This is a genomic window from Limnobaculum allomyrinae, from assembly GCF_016649425.1.
GTDB lineage: Bacteria > Pseudomonadota > Gammaproteobacteria > Enterobacterales > Enterobacteriaceae > Limnobaculum > Limnobaculum allomyrinae.
Map to the genome: position 1 here is coordinate 133,427 of NZ_JADRCR010000007.1, position 17,021 is coordinate 150,447.

The following is a 17,021-nucleotide window of genomic DNA, read 5'->3' on the forward strand; positions in this document are numbered from 1 at the left end:
CTCCAAGCTTATCAGCTCAACTACCGAAGGGGCAGCATCGCTGCCCCTCGCCATTATTCGCCTTTAGCTGCTTTAAATGCTTCAGCCATAGCGTTAGAGAATCCACCTTCTTCTTGCTTAGCACTGTTAGTGTTATTAACAGTAGCAACGGCTTCTTTCTCATCAGCTTCATCTTTAGCACGTACAGACAGGCTGATTACACGGTTTTTGCGATCAACACCGGTGTATTTAGCTTCAACTTCATCACCAACGCTCAGAACCGTAGTTGCATCTTCAACACGATCACGGCTTGCATCAGAAGCACGCAGGTAACCTTCAACGCCACCTGCTAATTCAACTGTAGCACCTTTTGCGTCAACTGCTGTAACTTTCCCTTTAACAATAGCACCTTTCTTGTTGTTAGCCAGGTAGTTGTTAAATGGATCTTCAGCTAATTGCTTAACGCCTAAGGAGATACGCTCACGTTCTGCGTCAACTTGCAGAACCACAGCGGCGATTTCGTCACCTTTCTTATAGTCACGAACCGCTTCTTCTCCGGCAACGTTCCAGGAGATGTCAGACAGGTGAACCAGACCATCAATACCGCCGTCTAAGCCGATGAAGATACCGAAGTCAGTGATTGACTTGATCTTACCTTCAACACGCTCGCCCTTGTTATGGGTTTCTGCGAATTGCTGCCATGGGTTAATTTTGCACTGCTTCAGACCCAGGGAGATACGACGACGTTCTTCGTCGATATCCAGAACCATAACTTCAACCACATCACCCACGTTAACAACTTTAGATGGATGAATGTTTTTGTTGGTCCAATCCATTTCTGAAACGTGTACCAGACCTTCAACGCCTTCTTCGATTTCAACGAAGCAGCCGTAATCAGTCAGGTTGGTTACGCGGCCAGTCAGCTTAGTACCTTCCGGATAACGCTTAGCAATAGCTACCCATGGATCTTCGCCTAACTGCTTCAGACCCAGTGAAACACGGGTACGATCGCGGTCGAACTTAAGAACTTTAACCAGGATTTCATCGCCAACATTAACGATTTCGCTAGGATGCTTAACGCGTTTCCATGCCATATCAGTAATGTGTAACAGGCCGTCAACGCCGCCCAGATCAACGAATGCACCGTAGTCAGTAAGGTTCTTAACGATACCTTTAACTTCCATGCCTTCTTGCAGGTTTTCCAGCAGTTGATCGCGCTCTGCACTGTTTTCTGATTCGATTACAGCACGGCGAGAAACAACAACGTTGTTACGTTTTTGGTCAAGTTTGATAACCTTGAACTCAAGCTCTTTGCCCTCTAAATGCAGCGTGTCACGAACAGGACGAACGTCTACCAGTGAACCTGGTAAGAACGCACGAATGCCGTTAAGCTCAACGGTAAATCCACCTTTGACCTTGCCATTGATAATACCAATAACAGTTGCAGCTTCTTCAGAAGCTTTTTCCAGCGTGATCCAAGCTTCATGACGCTTAGCTTTCTCACGAGACAGCAGAGTTTCACCGAAACCATCTTCGATAGCATCCAGCGCTACGTCTACTTCGTCACCAACCTGGATTTCCAGTTCGCCCTGAGCGTTTTTAAACTGTTCTACTGGGATTGCAGATTCTGATTTCAGACCCGCGTCAACCAGAACAACGTCTTTATCAATAGCAACAACAACGCCACGTACAATCGAACCCGGACGGGTTTCAATTTCATTCAGGGATTCTTCAAAGAGTTGAGCAAAAGATTCAGTCATGTTATTAATCTTCAGGATTCTTAAATTTAACGTCCATCTGACATCCGGCCCGATGGGGTTGTTATACATACCCTGCTTACATCCATGCAACAGAGTTATTCACAAAAAGCCCACTGCCTAAAAAATAAGCAGTAGACATGAATTATTTTAGCACACTTTGCACATAAGCTAACGCTCGTTCGATCACGTCATCAACACTCATATGGGTTGAATCCATCATCAACGCATCAGCTGCCGGGACAAGGGGTGCAACCGCCCGATTACGATCCCGGGAATCCCGTTCCTGTATCTCAGACAAAAGACGTTCAAATTTAACACACTGCCCCTTTTCCTGCAACTGTAGCATGCGTCGTCTGGCTCTCTCTTCCGCACTCGCATCGAGAAAAATTTTCACCGGTGCATCAGGAAAAACAATAGTTCCCATATCGCGACCATCGGCGATCAGTCCGGGAGCCTCTCGAAATGCCCGTTGACGACGTAGCAGTGCTTCTCTGACACGAGGAAATGCCGCCACTTGAGACGCCGCATTTCCAACAGTTTCATTGCGAATTTCATTGGTTACTGTTTCACCCTCAAGAATCACCTGTAATTGGTTTTGTTGAGAAATAAAACGGACATCCAAATGAATAGCCAGAGGAACCAGCGCTTCTTCTGAGGCCAAATCCACTTCATGATGCAGTGCTGCTAATGCTAAAACGCGATAGATAGCCCCCGAATCCAGTAAATGCCAACCCAGTTTTTCAGCCAAAGCCTGACAAAGTGTTCCTTTTCCCACTCCGCTTGGACCGTCAACGGTTATTACCGGCACAACTGCTGTCATATCGAGCTCCTCTAAACCAGAAAATCATGATGTGCTTCAATGAAGCATATCCCGTGATTATACTCATCATCACGGATAACTGACAGGCTATGTATTAGATCTGGTCGTACGCAAAAAGAACAAAAGCTTAGATTTCAATAAGAAAAGGACATAAATAAAGGAAGAGCAAACGCATTTATTGGCTGAAATAAGAGAGGGAAAGGGTCTTCCGGTCGGGCACAAAGCCAATAAAAATATATTAGATTTTACGACCGGAATATTTATTGATGCTAATTTATCTGGTTTATCAATAGCCTGAAGGATACAAACAATCAAAGTCTGTATCACCTGAAACAATGAAATTATGCCAACTGGCTCAAACGAGCGAACTGTTTAAAATAGTCCGGAAAAGTTTTAGCCGTACATTTTGGATCCAGAATAGTAACGGGCGTATCGGACAACGCAACCAGTGAAAAACACATCGCCATACGGTGATCGTTATACGTTTCAATTTCCGCGTGCTTCAGATGTGCAGGTGGAACGACTCGAATATAATCTTCCCCCTCTTCCACTTCTGCACCTACTTTCCTCAGCTCAGTTGCCATTGCGCTAAGACGGTCAGTCTCTTTAACTCGCCAGTTATAGATATTACGAATGCGAGTTTCCCCTTTGGCGAACAGCGCCGTGGTAGCAATGGTCATTGCCGCATCGGGGATATGATTCATATCCATATCAATACCGTTTAGCTCACCATGCTGACATTCAATAAAATCGTCGCCCCAGATGATTTTGGCTCCCATCGCTTCCAGCACATCAGCAAAGCGAATATCACCCTGAACGCTATTTTTACCAATACCTGTAACCCGCACACTACCGCCTTTAATTGCTGCAGCAGCAAGAAAGTAAGATGCCGAAGAAGCATCACCTTCAACTAAATATTGTTCTACACCGCGATACTGCTGTTGTCCTTTGACATAGAAAACCTGATAGTTGTCATGGCTCACTTCAACACCAAAATCGCGCATCATATGCAGCGTTATCTCAATATATGGTTTTGAAACTAAATCACCTTTAATCGTAATATGAGTATCTTGTGTTGCCAGTGGTGCCGCCATCAGTAACGCGGTTAAAAATTGGCTGGAGACGGAACCATCTACAGAAATATTACCGCCCTGGAATCCACCGCGCAGGCGAAGCGGCGGATAATTTTTTTGTTCCAGATAATCAATCTGTGCGCCCCCCTGGCGTAATGAATCGACCAGATGACCAATAGGCCGCTCTTTCATTCGAGGCTCACCGGTTAAAATAATGTCGCCTTGTCCTAAACTTAATGCAGCTGCCAGCGGGCGCATAGCCGTTCCGGCATTACCCAGAAATATTTCCAGTGCGCTATGGGCTTTTAATGGGCCACCTACACCTTCGATATCACAAATAGTATGGCAATCAGATAACTGATAATGAACACCCAGCGCCTTTAATGCATTAAGCATATGGCGCACGTCATCACTGTCTAATAAGTTAGTTAGTCGGGTTTTACCCTGTGCCATTGCAGCTAAAAGTAACGCCCGGTTAGAAACACTTTTTGAACCAGGCAAATTAATAGTCCCATCAAATTTCGCAATAGGTTGTAGGGTTAACGATTCCAGCATGGGTAAATGTTCTCTTGTTATCTGTTTTGAATTTTCAAATCGGTAAAAATTAATTTGCAGTTATCTTCAGGCTTTCAGTGAAAGCTCTGCTGCACGAATGGCGTGTATCTCTGCGGTGTCATATAAAGGAACAGAGGCATCTTTAGCACCAACCAACAGACCAATCTCAGTACAACCCAAAATAATTCCCTGAGCGCCCTTATCTGCCAGCTGTTGCATGATTCGGCTAAACTGTTGACGGGATTCTTCGTTAATTTTCCCCATGCAAAGCTCTTGATAAATAACGCGATGTACAATTTCGCGATCCGCTTCATCCGGTACGATAACTTCAATGCCATGCTGGCCACTGAGCCGTCCCTTATAAAAATCCTGTTCCATGGTGAAACGCGTGCCTAACAGGCCAACTTTCTTAATACTATCTTCCAGAATCACTTCTGCTGTTGCATCGGCAATATGACAAACCGGAATTCCAACCGCATTCTCTACCGTTTCATACACTTTGTGCATAGTGTTGGTACAGATAACCAGAAAATCAGCCCCTGCACCTTCGAGTTTACGCGCAGCCTCAGCCAGATGTTCACCTGCGGCAACCCAATCGCCCTGATGTTGTAACTGTTCTATTTCCTGAAAATCAACGCTCAATAGCACAATCTTAGCCGAATGTAAGCCGCCGAGATGATGGCGGATGGTTTCATTAATATGGCGATAATAAGGTATGGTTGACTCCCAACTCATACCACCGATAAGTCCTATCGTTTTCATTGGGTTAGCTCTCAATCATTATAAGTTTTCGTCTGATGTTTATATGGCTACACAATAACCCACTGACAGAGGTTCTGAATTGCCTGTCAGTGGGTTATTGCTGTTGAATTTACACTGTTATAAACAAACGACAATTAGCCATGACGTCGTTCAAAATCAGCCATAAACTGAGTTAATGCCTGAACGCCAGCCAGTGGCATCGCGTTATAGATAGATGCACGCATTCCACCCAGGACTCTATGCCCTTTCAGGGCATGTAAACCTGCAACCTGAGCCTCCTCCAGGAATACTTTATCCAACGCACCATCCGCCAGTTGGAATGGAACGTTCATCCAGGAACGGTTAGGGATCGCGACACCATTACGATAGAAATCACTGTTATCAATAAAGTTGTACAGATGTGATGCTTTCTCTTCGTTACGACGAGCCATCTCCGTCAATCCACCCTGAGCCTTTAACCATTTAAATACCAGTCCGGACAGATACCAGGCAAAGGTTGGTGGCGTATTGAACATCGAGTCATACTCATCCAACACGGTAAAATCGAGAATAGATGGCGTCTCTTTGCGAGCCTTACCCAACAAGTCTTCACGTATGATGATCACTGTAATACCTGCCGGTCCAATATTCTTTTGGGCCCCGGCATAAATGACACCATAACGACTGACATCAATTGGACGAGATAAAATAGTTGATGAGAGATCCGCGATAACAACCCTATCACCAAAATCTGGCTGTTCATCAATAGCAATACCATCAATTGTCTCATTTGGACAGAAATGAACATAGGCAGATTTGTCGTTCAATATCCAATCTTTCATTGGCTTGATAGCTGATAATCCATCAATTTGCGTTTTTGCATCAAACACGTTTGGCGTACAATATTTAGCCGCTTCCTGAATGGCACTGTGAGCCCAATAGCCACCATCAATGTAATCAGCCTGAGTCGCGTCGCCCAATAAATTTAATGGGATAGCAGCAAATTGAGCGCGGGCACCGCCATGACTAAACAGCACTTTATAATTATCAGGAATCTTCATCAGATCGCGCAAATCGCGCTCTGCCGTTTCGGCTACCTGAATAAACTCTTTACTGCGGTGGCTAATTTCCATGACCGATGTGCCGAGCCCCTGCCAATCACAAAGTTCTTGCTGTGCCTGACGTAACACTTCAACCGGTAACATTGCCGGCCCTGCACTAAAATTAAATACCTGTGCCATTTACTTCACCGCCCTGATAGAGATTATGGATTAGTTTTTAGAAATAGGATTATCGGTTTTATCATTCACTTAGTTTTGCTGCAATGCTTTATGCATCAGTTCTGATTAATTTTTCATACTGAGCGGCATCAACTTTGCTACCAGTCGTAGAAAAGTATGTTGTAGATAGCAAAGAAAGCGAATGAATTAACTAAAAGCAGCAACTGGATGGCGATATTCATCGTCATTAGATGAGAAACAACAAATGTTCCGGTCACCTGAAGAAAGTAAAAAAATAGCGGACACCATTTGTCATACTGGCATCCGCTATGACTAAAGACTAATCATTAAAATTTATTCATTAATACTCATTGAACATCTTCTGAATTTCGGTCGGATCTTGAGTTTTAGTCAATGCCAACTGCAGCAACACTCGTGCTTTTTGCGGATTCAGGGTGCCTGATGCAACGAAACCGTATTTAACGTCATCAATTTCTGCATCCTGAGTTGTAGACCCCGTCGGCACGCGTGAAGAACGAACCACTACAGTCCCTTGCTCTCTGGCATTAACCAGTGCATCGAATACCGTTTTATATAAGTTACCGTTACCCACACCTGCGGTAACAATACCTTTGGTACCATCAGCCAGTAAGGCTTTAACCGGGGCCGCCGAAGCATTTGCATAACTATAGATAATGTCGACTTTTGGTAGCTCGGTTAGTTTACTTACATCAAACGGTGCCTCTGGTGCATGAGCACGTGTTGGCATCCGCTGATAGTCAACCTTGCCATTATGGATGTATCCCAGTGGCCCATAATTGACCGCCTGGAAAGTCTGAACGCCGGTAGTACTGGTTTTCGTTACATCCCGACCACCAACAACCACATCATTCATCGCCACCAATACGCCACGACCTGCAGAATTCTTATCGGAAGCAACGACCACGGCGTTATAAAGATTGAATGGGCCATCTGCGCTCATAGCCGTAGCCGGGCGCATTGCTCCAACCATGACCACTGGCTTATTACATTTTACCGTCAGATTAAGGAAGTAAGAGGTTTCTTCCATCGTATCGGTACCGTGAGTAATCACGAAGCCATCACTACTGTCACAACGTTCATTGATAGTTTTGGCTAACTTAAGCCAGACTTCATCATTCATATCCTGTGAACCGATATTAACAATCTGTTCTCCTTTAATATCAGCAATTTCTTTTAACTGTGGAACAGCATCTACTAAACGTTCAACACCAAACTGCCCGGCAACATAATTGGATTGTGTTTCTGAAACGCCTCCGCCAGCAATGGTTCCGCCTGTTGCCAGCACGGTAATAGTAGGTAATTTTGCTAACGCAGGTACGGCGATACAACAAAGCAAAGCACCAAGAGCAGTCTTCTTAAACACTGACATACTTAATCTCCTATCTTCGTTATTCTTAAAGTAAAAATCAGGATGAGTTATTGATACGTTTTAAATAGTCAATCATGAAACAACAAAAATACTAACATGTTGGAAGTTAATCACTTACGCGAAAAATTATAACCCTACGTAATTAAGTTCTGACACCTAAAAATTCATTAATATTCTGAAACTCACTGTATTATCTGAGTATTCTATTTTTTTTCTGTGACATTACGCCCGAGAACTAACATTTATTGAATCATTGAGCTAATTAATTATTGCACTACGCACTATGGAGCTATGACCAAAAACCCCGTATGATGCCGGATCGTTAAACTGACGAAACAGAAATGGATAATCCCATTAAAATCAAGAGCCTAAACATTAATGCAAACAATCACTTCTGCGACAACGCAAACATTTATTCCCGGTAAAGATGCAGCACTGGAAGACTCCATCTCTCGTTTTCAACAAAAGCTGACACAATTAGGGTTCAATATAGAAGAGGCTTCCTGGCTTAGCCCGGTTCCAAATGTTTGGTCGGTACATATACGTGATAAGGATTGTCCACTCTGTTTTACCAACGGAAAAGGTGCAACCCGAAAAGCTGCTCTGGCTTCTGCTCTGGGTGAATATTTTGAGCGGTTATCCACTAACTATTTTTTTGCAGATTTCTATTTAGGTAAAACTATTTCGGAAGGTGATTTTGTTCACTATCCCAATGAGAAATGGTTTCCTGTTTCGCCGGACAACAGCTTACCTGAAGGGATCTTAGACCCTCATCTGCACGCCTTCTACGATCCTGATCAGAGCCTGACCGCTACCGAACTGGTTGATTTACAGTCTGGCAATGTCGATCGCGGCATCTGCGCCCTACCGTTTGTTCGTCAATCCGATCTGGAAACGGTATACATTCCAATGAATATTATCGGCAACCTTTATGTCTCTAACGGGATGTCTGCCGGTAATAACCGCAGTGAAGCGCGGGTTCAGGCGTTGTCAGAAATTTTTGAGCGTTTCGTAAAAAATCGCATTATCGCTGAAGCTATTAGCCTGCCAGAAATTCCACAGGCAATGATCAATCTTTATCCTCCGGTAAAAGAAGCAATAACCACGCTTGAAGCTGAAGGCTTCCCAATATTTGCTTATGATGCTTCACTGGGTGGTCAGTACCCTGTTATCTGTGTTGTGCTATTTAATCCCGCCAATGGAACCTGCTTTGCTTCATTTGGCGCTCACCCAGATTTTGGCGTCGCTTTAGAGCGTACCGTTACCGAGCTGCTACAGGGTCGCAGCCTGAAAGATCTGGATGTGTTCAATGCGCCAACATTTGATAACGAAGAAGTGGGCGAATACGCCAATCTGGAAACCCATTTTATTGATTCCAGCGGTTTAATTTCATGGGATCTGTTCAAACAGCAGGCTGACTATGAATTTGTTGGCTGGGACTTCAGTGGAACTTCTGAAGAAGAGTTTGCCACGATGATGGCTATCTTTAATAAAGAAGAAGTGGAAGTCTATATTGCTGATTATACCCATTTAGGTGTCGATGCCTGCCGTATTCTGGCTCCGGGTATGTCTGATATCTATCCTGCTGAAGACCTGGTATTAGCCAATAACAATATGGGCCAACATTTAAGAGATACTATCTTAAGTCTGCCTTCCAGCCAGTGGCAGCCAGAGGAGTATCTGGCTTTAATTGAACAGATAGATCAGGAAGGTCTGGACGACTTTGTACGCGTGCGTGAATTACTGGGCATGGCAACCGGCTCAAATAATGTTTGGAGTAGCCTGCGTATAGGTGAACTTAAATCCATGCTGGCGCTCGCCGGTGGTGATATGGATCAGGCACTAAGTTGGGTTGAATGGACTCAAGAGTTCAACGCTTCACTATTTAGTGACGAACGTCGCAACTACTATCGCTGCCTGCAGACCTTGCTATTAATGCAAGTAGACGCTGAAGAACGCGATCCGGAGCAGTACAACCCGGCATTTAACCGTATGTATGGTGAAGATACTGTAGCAACCGTGTGGGATAATATTCGTGGAATACAACGCTTTCACGGTATTTTTGATGTAGATCAAGATCTAACTCAACTGGCTACACACAGCTCTTTACTGGATGCATACAATAAATTACAGGCGGCTAAGCGGCTGTCTTAAATAAATGACCAAATAACAAGACTCTTTATAAAATATAGAGAGTCTTGTTAGCATCTCTTTTAAAAGTGAAATAATAAGAATCAATGTTAAATAAAAGTAAAAATATATAATTAATAAATTTTAATTGAATACATAATTTATAATTTATTAACAGAACCTGATATCGTTTCAGCTATTGATTAAAATTATTTTGCAAACATTAAAAAAGTTTTTATACATATTAATCAATGAGATATGTTAAAAAAATACTTTTTCACGCCCTTTTTTACAATTATTCATTTTACTCATCATGATCAGTATCAATTTTTGCAGTATACTGCTTTGTTAGTATCACCAAGCAATTTAGTCTTCAGTCTTTATTTAGGCGCAGAGATATTATTAAGTGAAAACAGATAATCCTATCGCAGCATTATCACCCGCCGCCATGGCTCAGGTTGCCGAGAATGCGGGAATATATAAAGCTACAAAACATCCAGCTATTACATTCTGCTCAGCAATATTAGCTGGTGCATTTATTTCCATCGCATTTGTCTTCTATATTACCGCTACCACCGGAACAGCTAATGTTCCTTTTGGCGTGGCTAAATTTTTAGGTGGCGTCTGCTTCTCTTTAGGTTTGATGTTGGTTGTTGCCTGTGGCACCGACCTCTTCACCTCAACGGTAATGACCTGTATTGCTAAAGCAACCAATCACATTACCTGGGGTCAAATGATTCGTAACTGGATCAATGTTTATTTAGGCAATTTGGTTGGCGCTCTATTCTTTGTTGCTATTATATTTTTAGCAGGCCAAATCACTGCCGCTAACGGGCTTTGGGGGCTAAATGTACTTCAAACGGCTGACCACAAACTACATCACACCTTTGTAGAAGCGGTTGCTCTTGGTACACTAGCTAACCTGATGGTCTGTTTAGCAGTATGGATGAGCTACGCCGGGCGCAGTTTGACCGATAAAATGCTGGTCATGATCCTTCCCGTAGCGATGTTTGTTGCCAGCGGTTTTGAGCACAGCATTGCAAACATGTTTATGATTCCAATGGGAATCGTTATTAAGAATTTTGCATCTCCTGAGTTCTGGCACATGATTAACGCCACTCCGGAGCAATTTCCAAGCCTGACTGTTAGTAACTTTGTTATAGACAACTTAATCCCCGTGACAATCGGTAACATCATCGGTGGGTTAATGGTAGGTTTGCCTTTTTGGGCAATGTATTTACGTGGTGGGAAGCACTAGTTCGACGCTTCCTTCAATAAAAGGTTAATTCAATTTCCTTAGAATACGAAAGGTAGGTAAAAAATGACCGAGCTTAACCAAAAGTTTGTCAAAGCGTGGGAAGGGTTTAAAGAAGGCGACTGGAAACATAATGTTGACGTTCGTGACTTTATCCAAAAAAACTACACCCCATATGAAGGTGATGAATCTTTCCTGGCTGGCGCAACTGATGCGACTGACAAGCTATGGGATAAAGTGATGGAAGGCATCAAAATCGAGAACCGCACTCATGCGCCGGTCGATTTTGACACTGACCTAGCTTCAACCATTACCTCTCATGATGCTGGCTATATCAATAAAGAATTAGAAACCATCGTTGGTTTACAAACCGACGCGCCATTAAAGCGTGCCATTATTCCATTTGGCGGCATTAAAATGGTTGAAGGTTCTTGTCAGGTGTATGGTCGTGAACTCGATCCATCACTGAAAAAAATCTTCACTGAATATCGTAAAACTCACAACCAGGGCGTTTTTGATGTTTATACCAAAGACATCCTGAACTGCCGTAAATCCGGTGTATTAACCGGCTTGCCAGATGCTTATGGCCGTGGCCGTATCATCGGTGACTACCGTCGTGTAGCAGTCTATGGTATCGACTTCCTGATGGCTGACAAATACGCTCAATTCCAGTCTCTGCAAGAGAAAATGGAAAACGGTGAAGACTTAGAAATGACTATTCAGCTGCGCGAAGAGATTGCTGAGCAACATCGTGCACTGGGTCAAATGAAAGAAATGGCAGCAAAATACGGCTGTGATATTTCTGCTCCGGCAACTAATGCTCGTGAAGCCGTTCAGTGGACTTACTTCGCCTACCTGGCAGCAGTAAAATCACAAAACGGTGCGGCAATGTCCTTCGGTCGTGTATCAACGTTCCTTGACGTTTACATCGAACGTGACATGAAAAAAGGCTTAATCACTGAAAGCGAAGCTCAAGAGCTGATCGACCATTTAGTGATGAAGCTGCGTATGGTTCGTTTCCTGCGTACTCCTGAATATGATGAGCTGTTCTCTGGTGACCCAATTTGGGCAACAGAATCTCTGGCTGGTATGGGTGTTGATGGTCGTACTCTGGTATCTAAAACCAGTTTCCGTTTCCTGAACACGCTGTACACCATGGGCCCTTCTCCGGAACCAAACATGACCATCCTGTGGTCTGAGAAGTTACCAATCGCATTTAAAAAGTATGCGGCTAAAGTGTCTATCGATACCTCATCTGTACAATATGAGAACGATGACCTGATGCGTCCTGACTTTAACAACGATGACTATGCTATCGCTTGCTGCGTAAGCCCAATGATCGTTGGTAAACAAATGCAGTTCTTCGGTGCTCGTGCAAACCTGGCTAAAACCATGCTGTATGCTATTAACGGCGGTATGGATGAAAAAATGAAGATCCAGGTTGGCCCAAAAGAAGCAGCCATGACCGATGCAGTACTGGATTATGACAAAGTAATGGACCGTTTAGATCATTTCATGGACTGGTTAGCAAAACAGTACGTGACTGCACTGAACGTGATTCACTATATGCATGACAAATACAGCTACGAAGCAGCCCTGATGGCTCTGCACGATCGTGACGTGGTTCGCACCATGGCATGTGGTATTGCTGGTCTGTCAGTTGCCGCTGACTCCCTGTCTGCTATCAAGTACGCAAAAGTTAAACCAATCCGTGACGAAGACGGTCTGGCAGTTGACTTTGAGATTGAAGGTGAATATCCACAGTTCGGTAACAACGACTCTCGTGTTGATGATATCGCTTGTGATCTGGTAGAACGTTTCATGAAGAAAATTCAGAAACTGCGTACCTATCGCCACGCAATCCCTACTCAGTCTGTTCTGACCATCACTTCAAACGTGGTATATGGTAAGAAAACAGGTAACACCCCAGATGGCCGTCGCGCTGGCGCACCATTCGGACCAGGTGCTAACCCAATGCACGGTCGTGACCAGAAAGGTGCGGTTGCCTCTCTGACTTCTGTTGCTAAACTGCCATTTGCTTACGCAAAAGATGGTATTTCTTATACCTTCTCTATCGTTCCAAATGCACTGGGTAAAGATGACGATGTTCGTAAAGCTAACCTTGCAGGCCTGATGGATGGTTACTTCCACCACGAAGCCAGCATTGAAGGTGGTCAACACCTGAACGTTAACGTTATGAACCGCGAAATGCTGTTAGACGCTATGGAAAATCCTGAGAAATATCCTCAGTTAACCATCCGCGTATCTGGTTATGCAGTGCGTTTTAACGCACTGACTAAAGAACAGCAACAAGACGTTATTACCCGGACATTCACTCAAACTATCTAATTTAATTAGTTTGAAAATGCTCTGAAAATGAAGCCCTGCAATATTTTGCAGGGCTTTTTTCATTAATAATAAAAACACCAGCTTTAAAAGAAATCTTAACCAGAATGTCATAGAATAGAGGTTCAACCAAAGCAACTCGTTAATTTGATAAACTGAAAAACACAATTAACAGATAGTCTGGTCAAAAAAATTTATTCGATGACAAAGACTGACTGTCTCAGAAGCAAACACGTTGGGCCCTTTTGGTGGGTCAATTTTGGAGTACACCGTAATGTCAGCAGTAAATGGTCGCATTCACTCATTTGAATCCTGCGGTACCGTCGACGGTCCGGGAATTCGTTTTATCGTCTTTTTTCAGGGTTGTCTGATGCGTTGTCTTTACTGCCACAACCGCGATACCTGGGATACTCACGGCGGTAAAGAAGTGTCGGTTGACGATCTGATGAAAGAGATTGTTACCTATCGCCACTTTATGAACGCTTCCGGCGGTGGTGTTACCGCATCGGGTGGTGAAGCTATCTTACAGGCTGAATTTGTCCGCGATTGGTTCCGCGCCTGTAAAAAAGAAGGGATTCACACCTGTCTGGATACAAACGGCTTTGTTCGTCGTTATGATGCAGTGATTGATGAACTGTTGGATGTAACCGATCTGGTGATGCTGGATTTAAAGCAGTTGGATGATAGCGTGCATCAAAATCTGGTGGGGGTATCCAACCATCGTACTCTGGAATTTGCTCGTCATTTAGCTAAACGTAACCAGAAAACCTGGATTCGCTATGTGGTAGTTCCCGGCTGGTCTGATGATGAAAAATCTGCCCGTATGCTGGGTGAATTTACCCAGAATATGACTAATATCGAGAAAATAGAGCTGCTCCCTTACCATGAATTAGGTAAACACAAGTGGGTTGCTATGGGTGAAGAATATGGTCTTGATGGTGTGAAACCACCCACTAAAGAGATCATGGATCGCGTAAAATCCATCCTCGAAGAGTACGGTCACAAGGTGATCTATTAATATTCAGGCCACGCTTATGCTAAAAGCCCGTAATTTATTACGGGCTTTTTAAAAATTAATGCCCCTAAGCTTTACTGCATCGCCAATGGATTACGATGGTGCTGCGCCCGGTTAAACAACATTATCAAAAATATTGCTGCCGCCACCGCTATCACCACAAACAATAATCGGTCGGAATAGTGCTGCATTAATGTAGCCGTTAACGCCGGTCCCGCCAGACTTCCTACCGTATAGCTTAACAAAAGCGTCTGATTCATGGTTATCAGCTCACTGGTGTCCACTTTTTCACAAGCCCATGCCATCGCTACCGGGTAGAGCGTAAAGCCGGAAAAACCTAATATAAACAGCGCGGGAGCCAAGGGATAACCACTAATAATCACCATTGAGCTAACAATGATAGCAAACACCTGAATACGCAGAACAAACACCCTGCCATAACGTTCAACCAGCTTACCTGCGGGTAGTTGCCCAACAATACCGGCACCTACCATCAAGGTAATCCAGGAACCCACATCGGCATCTCTGTAACCAGCATGAGAAAGATAGATCGGCAGCAGACCATATAGTGAACCAATCACCACCCCAGAAATAATACAGCCAACAATACCCAGCCGGGCATCACGACGGCGACACATCAGCCATACGGATAGTTTTTTATCAGCGTGCTCTGGTTTAGGGAAGCGGGCAAACAGCAATGGTAAAACAGCCAGCAACAGCAAGCCAATCACCCAGGGCAGTATGTCACTCAGATTGGTAGGAACTACGCCTAATAACAACTGCCCTATCAACGTTCCCGCATAGTAAATAACCATATAGGCAGCAAGCAAAAGCCCACGAGTCTTGATGGTTCCACTGCGTAATAATGCACTTTCCACTACTACCCAAATAACGGCACAGGCGACCCCCGCTAACAGGCGCCACAGGCTCCAGCTAACAAAACCAACGGATACGCCCAACAATAGCGTTGCTGCAATAAAAAGTGCACAGGAATAGTAATAGGTTCGGTTAAACCCTAATGTACTTATACAGAACCCCGCTACCAGTGTTCCCAACAAATTTCCGCCGAAATAGGACGAACCGACAATGCCAACTTGCCAGGTAGTTAAAGATTCATGAATTAACCAGAGAGGAACCAGCGTATTCAGTACCGCCATTGATGTTGTAAATAACAACAGCCCGGCCAGCAGTAACAGCACGGGACGACTAAACGCAGACATTCTTATGCCAAACAAGGGAAGGAGAAATTGTTGCGCATCATCCCACTGTTGTTTTAAAAGTCAATTAGCAAAAAAATGATTGTTACACATTCATTGTTGCTGACTGAAACTACTTTGTATTAATTACTTTTAATACAAAGTATTAGTTTTTTTCAGTGCCGTATCGATCATTAGTTTTTATTGTTATAAAAACACATTAAATATAAGAGAAGGGAAATAACTACAATGCAGGCCGATAACAAGCCAAATTAGTTTAAAGGCGCTAATGAAATATGACCGTGATAGCAGGCCAGTTTACACTTTCCACAACCATTACAACGAACCTCATCAACGATTACCTGATTAAAAGAATCAAAAGCGATCGCTTGCTGTGGGCAACTCATCACACACAAACGGCAATAATTATCCATCCGCCCCAGGCAACTGGTACCGACAACGGGTTTCAGACCGGTATCCGGCGTAACTTGAGACTCCAGTGCCCCGGTCTGACACACATCCGCGCACTTATGGCAAAAGTCACAGTCGGCATATTCAATTTGCAGTTCAGCCTTGCCACTATTCATGGCAATAATGCCATAAGGACAGGCTGATACACACTCTCCACAACCATTACATAAGCGTAAAAATAATGACTCCACAATCGCTTGTGGAGGACGACCTGCATGACGAGCAATATCCTGATGTTCAATACGCGCCTGAGTTTGCTGCCCGGCTTTAAAAAAACCACGGAGTAAACCCCGACGACTCACCGTATGGTGAGTCATCCAGGCTTTGTAGTATTTCTCATCTCGACTATCAATAGCCATCAGAAAAATAGATCTTTAGTGATTACAGAAACATTCAGTCGCTGTTGCCAGTGGGCCAAAGTAATGGAGGTCAGCCGGGCAATCCCCTGATAGAAAGGGTGTTCCGCCCTCTCCTCCAGTAACGTCAAAAAGCGACTACTCCATGGCAACACATGTTCGCCTAAGAGAATACCTGGTTGTCCGGGTTGATTTTCTGCCAACCATGCAGCCAGCATTAACAGTAAACCAATATGATCTTCCGGTTCACGCAGTTGCTGTTGAACTGCAATCCCCAGCGAAGCTTGCCATTGACGCAGATCCAGCGTCGAATTACCGAAAACCACACTCTCACGATCCAGATAAACCGAACCCCATGGTGGTGCAGGTAATGCCTCAGGCCCAATAAACAAACGCTGATAGGCTTCATTCAGGGTTTGTCGATGCTCGGTATTTAATCCGGTATTAATTAACGCCGCTGCCGCTCTTATCTCAGACATGGCACCGCAGGGCCATTCTTCTTGCCAGTTATCATTACTGAGTAACTCAAGCAGAGAAATCACTTCTGGTCGATCCGGTGCATAATACAACAGTGCTCCCAGCATCCGACCCGTTAACGAAACATCATCAAGATCGGCAAGGCCAGGCGTAGCAGGAGAAATCATAGATAACCTTTCTGTCAGTTGGAAACTCAATAAACAGCGCCCTTTCGAG

13 protein-coding genes are annotated in these 17,021 nt (G+C 44.1%); 4 read left to right on the forward strand and 9 right to left on the reverse strand.

Annotated features, from left to right (window positions below):
- Positions 1-53: 53 nt before the first annotated feature.
- The 6 genes from rpsA to ansB all read right to left on the reverse strand — a co-directional run bounded on the left by rpsA (position 54) and on the right by ansB (position 7,559).
- Positions 54-1,739 (reverse strand): 30S ribosomal protein S1, encoded by a 1,686-nt coding sequence (gene rpsA, locus I2494_RS13890; RefSeq protein WP_130590811.1) that lies wholly within the window; start codon positions 1,737-1,739, stop codon positions 54-56.
- Positions 1,740-1,881: 142 nt separating this feature from the next.
- Positions 1,882-2,559 carry a (d)CMP kinase gene (cmk, locus tag I2494_RS13895; protein ID WP_218467359.1) on the reverse strand — a complete coding sequence of 226 codons (678 nt, stop codon included), beginning with the start codon at positions 2,557-2,559 and terminating at the stop codon, positions 1,882-1,884.
- Positions 2,560-2,900: 341 nt separating this feature from the next.
- The gene (aroA, locus tag I2494_RS13900) at positions 2,901-4,184 is read right to left on the reverse strand and encodes a 3-phosphoshikimate 1-carboxyvinyltransferase (protein ID WP_218467448.1); all 1,284 of its coding nucleotides are present in this window, start codon (positions 4,182-4,184) and stop codon (positions 2,901-2,903) included.
- A gap of 69 nt (positions 4,185-4,253) precedes the next feature.
- Complete coding sequence (locus tag I2494_RS13905; RefSeq protein WP_218467360.1) at positions 4,254-4,949, reverse strand: aspartate/glutamate racemase family protein; 696 nt, start codon at positions 4,947-4,949, stop codon at positions 4,254-4,256.
- 134 nt (positions 4,950-5,083) lie between these two features.
- On the reverse strand, positions 5,084-6,169 hold the full coding sequence (serC, locus tag I2494_RS13910; RefSeq protein WP_218467361.1) for a 3-phosphoserine/phosphohydroxythreonine transaminase: 1,086 nt from the start codon (positions 6,167-6,169) through the stop codon (positions 5,084-5,086).
- 340 nt (positions 6,170-6,509) lie between these two features.
- Complete coding sequence (gene ansB / locus I2494_RS13915) at positions 6,510-7,559, reverse strand: L-asparaginase 2 (protein WP_218467362.1); 1,050 nt, start codon at positions 7,557-7,559, stop codon at positions 6,510-6,512.
- 378 nt (positions 7,560-7,937) lie between these two features.
- Between ansB and ycaO the strand changes: the two genes are divergently transcribed.
- The 4 genes from ycaO (at position 7,938) to pflA (ending at position 14,308) form a co-directional block, all read left to right on the forward strand.
- A complete protein-coding gene (ycaO, locus tag I2494_RS13920) occupies positions 7,938-9,713 on the forward strand; it encodes a 30S ribosomal protein S12 methylthiotransferase accessory factor YcaO (RefSeq protein WP_218467363.1) in 1,776 nt (591 codons plus the stop codon).
- Between the two features lie 382 nt (positions 9,714-10,095).
- The gene (gene focA / locus I2494_RS13925) at positions 10,096-10,947 is read left to right on the forward strand and encodes a formate transporter FocA (protein WP_130590818.1); all 852 of its coding nucleotides are present in this window, start codon (positions 10,096-10,098) and stop codon (positions 10,945-10,947) included.
- A gap of 63 nt (positions 10,948-11,010) precedes the next feature.
- A complete protein-coding gene (pflB, locus tag I2494_RS13930; protein WP_218467364.1) occupies positions 11,011-13,293 on the forward strand; it encodes a formate C-acetyltransferase in 2,283 nt (760 codons plus the stop codon).
- Between the two features lie 271 nt (positions 13,294-13,564).
- Positions 13,565-14,308, forward strand: coding sequence for a pyruvate formate lyase 1-activating protein (gene pflA / locus I2494_RS13935; RefSeq protein WP_218467365.1), 744 nt, complete (start codon positions 13,565-13,567; stop codon positions 14,306-14,308).
- A gap of 71 nt (positions 14,309-14,379) precedes the next feature.
- Here the strand turns inward: pflA and I2494_RS13940 are convergent, their stop codons facing one another.
- The 3 genes from I2494_RS13940 to dmsD form a co-directional block, all read right to left on the reverse strand.
- A complete protein-coding gene (locus I2494_RS13940) occupies positions 14,380-15,525 on the reverse strand; it encodes an MFS transporter (protein WP_218467366.1) in 1,146 nt (381 codons plus the stop codon).
- Between the two features lie 248 nt (positions 15,526-15,773).
- The gene (gene napF / locus I2494_RS13945) at positions 15,774-16,331 is read right to left on the reverse strand and encodes a ferredoxin-type protein NapF (protein ID WP_218467367.1); all 558 of its coding nucleotides are present in this window, start codon (positions 16,329-16,331) and stop codon (positions 15,774-15,776) included.
- The gene (gene dmsD, locus I2494_RS13950) at positions 16,331-16,972 is read right to left on the reverse strand and encodes a Tat proofreading chaperone DmsD (RefSeq protein ID WP_218467368.1); all 642 of its coding nucleotides are present in this window, start codon (positions 16,970-16,972) and stop codon (positions 16,331-16,333) included. The genes napF and dmsD overlap by 1 nt, the downstream gene beginning before the upstream one ends.
- Between the last annotated feature and the right edge of the window lie 49 nt (positions 16,973-17,021).

What these genes read in the sequence shown, in the direction of transcription:
- rpsA (WP_130590811.1), bottom strand. Translation starts at nt 1,739, where the DNA reads ATGACTGAATCTTTTGCTCAACTCTTTGAAGAATCCCTGAATGAAATT.
- cmk (WP_218467359.1), bottom strand. Translation starts at nt 2,559, where the DNA reads ATGACAGCAGTTGTGCCGGTAATAACCGTTGACGGTCCAAGCGGAGTG.
- I2494_RS13905 (WP_218467360.1), bottom strand. Translation starts at nt 4,949, where the DNA reads ATGAAAACGATAGGACTTATCGGTGGTATGAGTTGGGAGTCAACCATA.
- serC (WP_218467361.1), bottom strand. Translation starts at nt 6,169, where the DNA reads ATGGCACAGGTATTTAATTTTAGTGCAGGGCCGGCAATGTTACCGGTT.
- ansB (WP_218467362.1), bottom strand. Translation starts at nt 7,559, where the DNA reads ATGTCAGTGTTTAAGAAGACTGCTCTTGGTGCTTTGCTTTGTTGTATC.
- ycaO (WP_218467363.1), top strand. Translation starts at nt 7,938, where the DNA reads ATGCAAACAATCACTTCTGCGACAACGCAAACATTTATTCCCGGTAAA.
- pflB (WP_218467364.1), top strand. Translation starts at nt 11,011, where the DNA reads ATGACCGAGCTTAACCAAAAGTTTGTCAAAGCGTGGGAAGGGTTTAAA.
- pflA (WP_218467365.1), top strand. Translation starts at nt 13,565, where the DNA reads ATGTCAGCAGTAAATGGTCGCATTCACTCATTTGAATCCTGCGGTACC.
- I2494_RS13940 (WP_218467366.1), bottom strand. Translation starts at nt 15,525, where the DNA reads ATGTCTGCGTTTAGTCGTCCCGTGCTGTTACTGCTGGCCGGGCTGTTG.
- napF (WP_218467367.1), bottom strand. Translation starts at nt 16,331, where the DNA reads ATGGCTATTGATAGTCGAGATGAGAAATACTACAAAGCCTGGATGACT.
- dmsD (WP_218467368.1), bottom strand. Translation starts at nt 16,972, where the DNA reads ATGATTTCTCCTGCTACGCCTGGCCTTGCCGATCTTGATGATGTTTCG.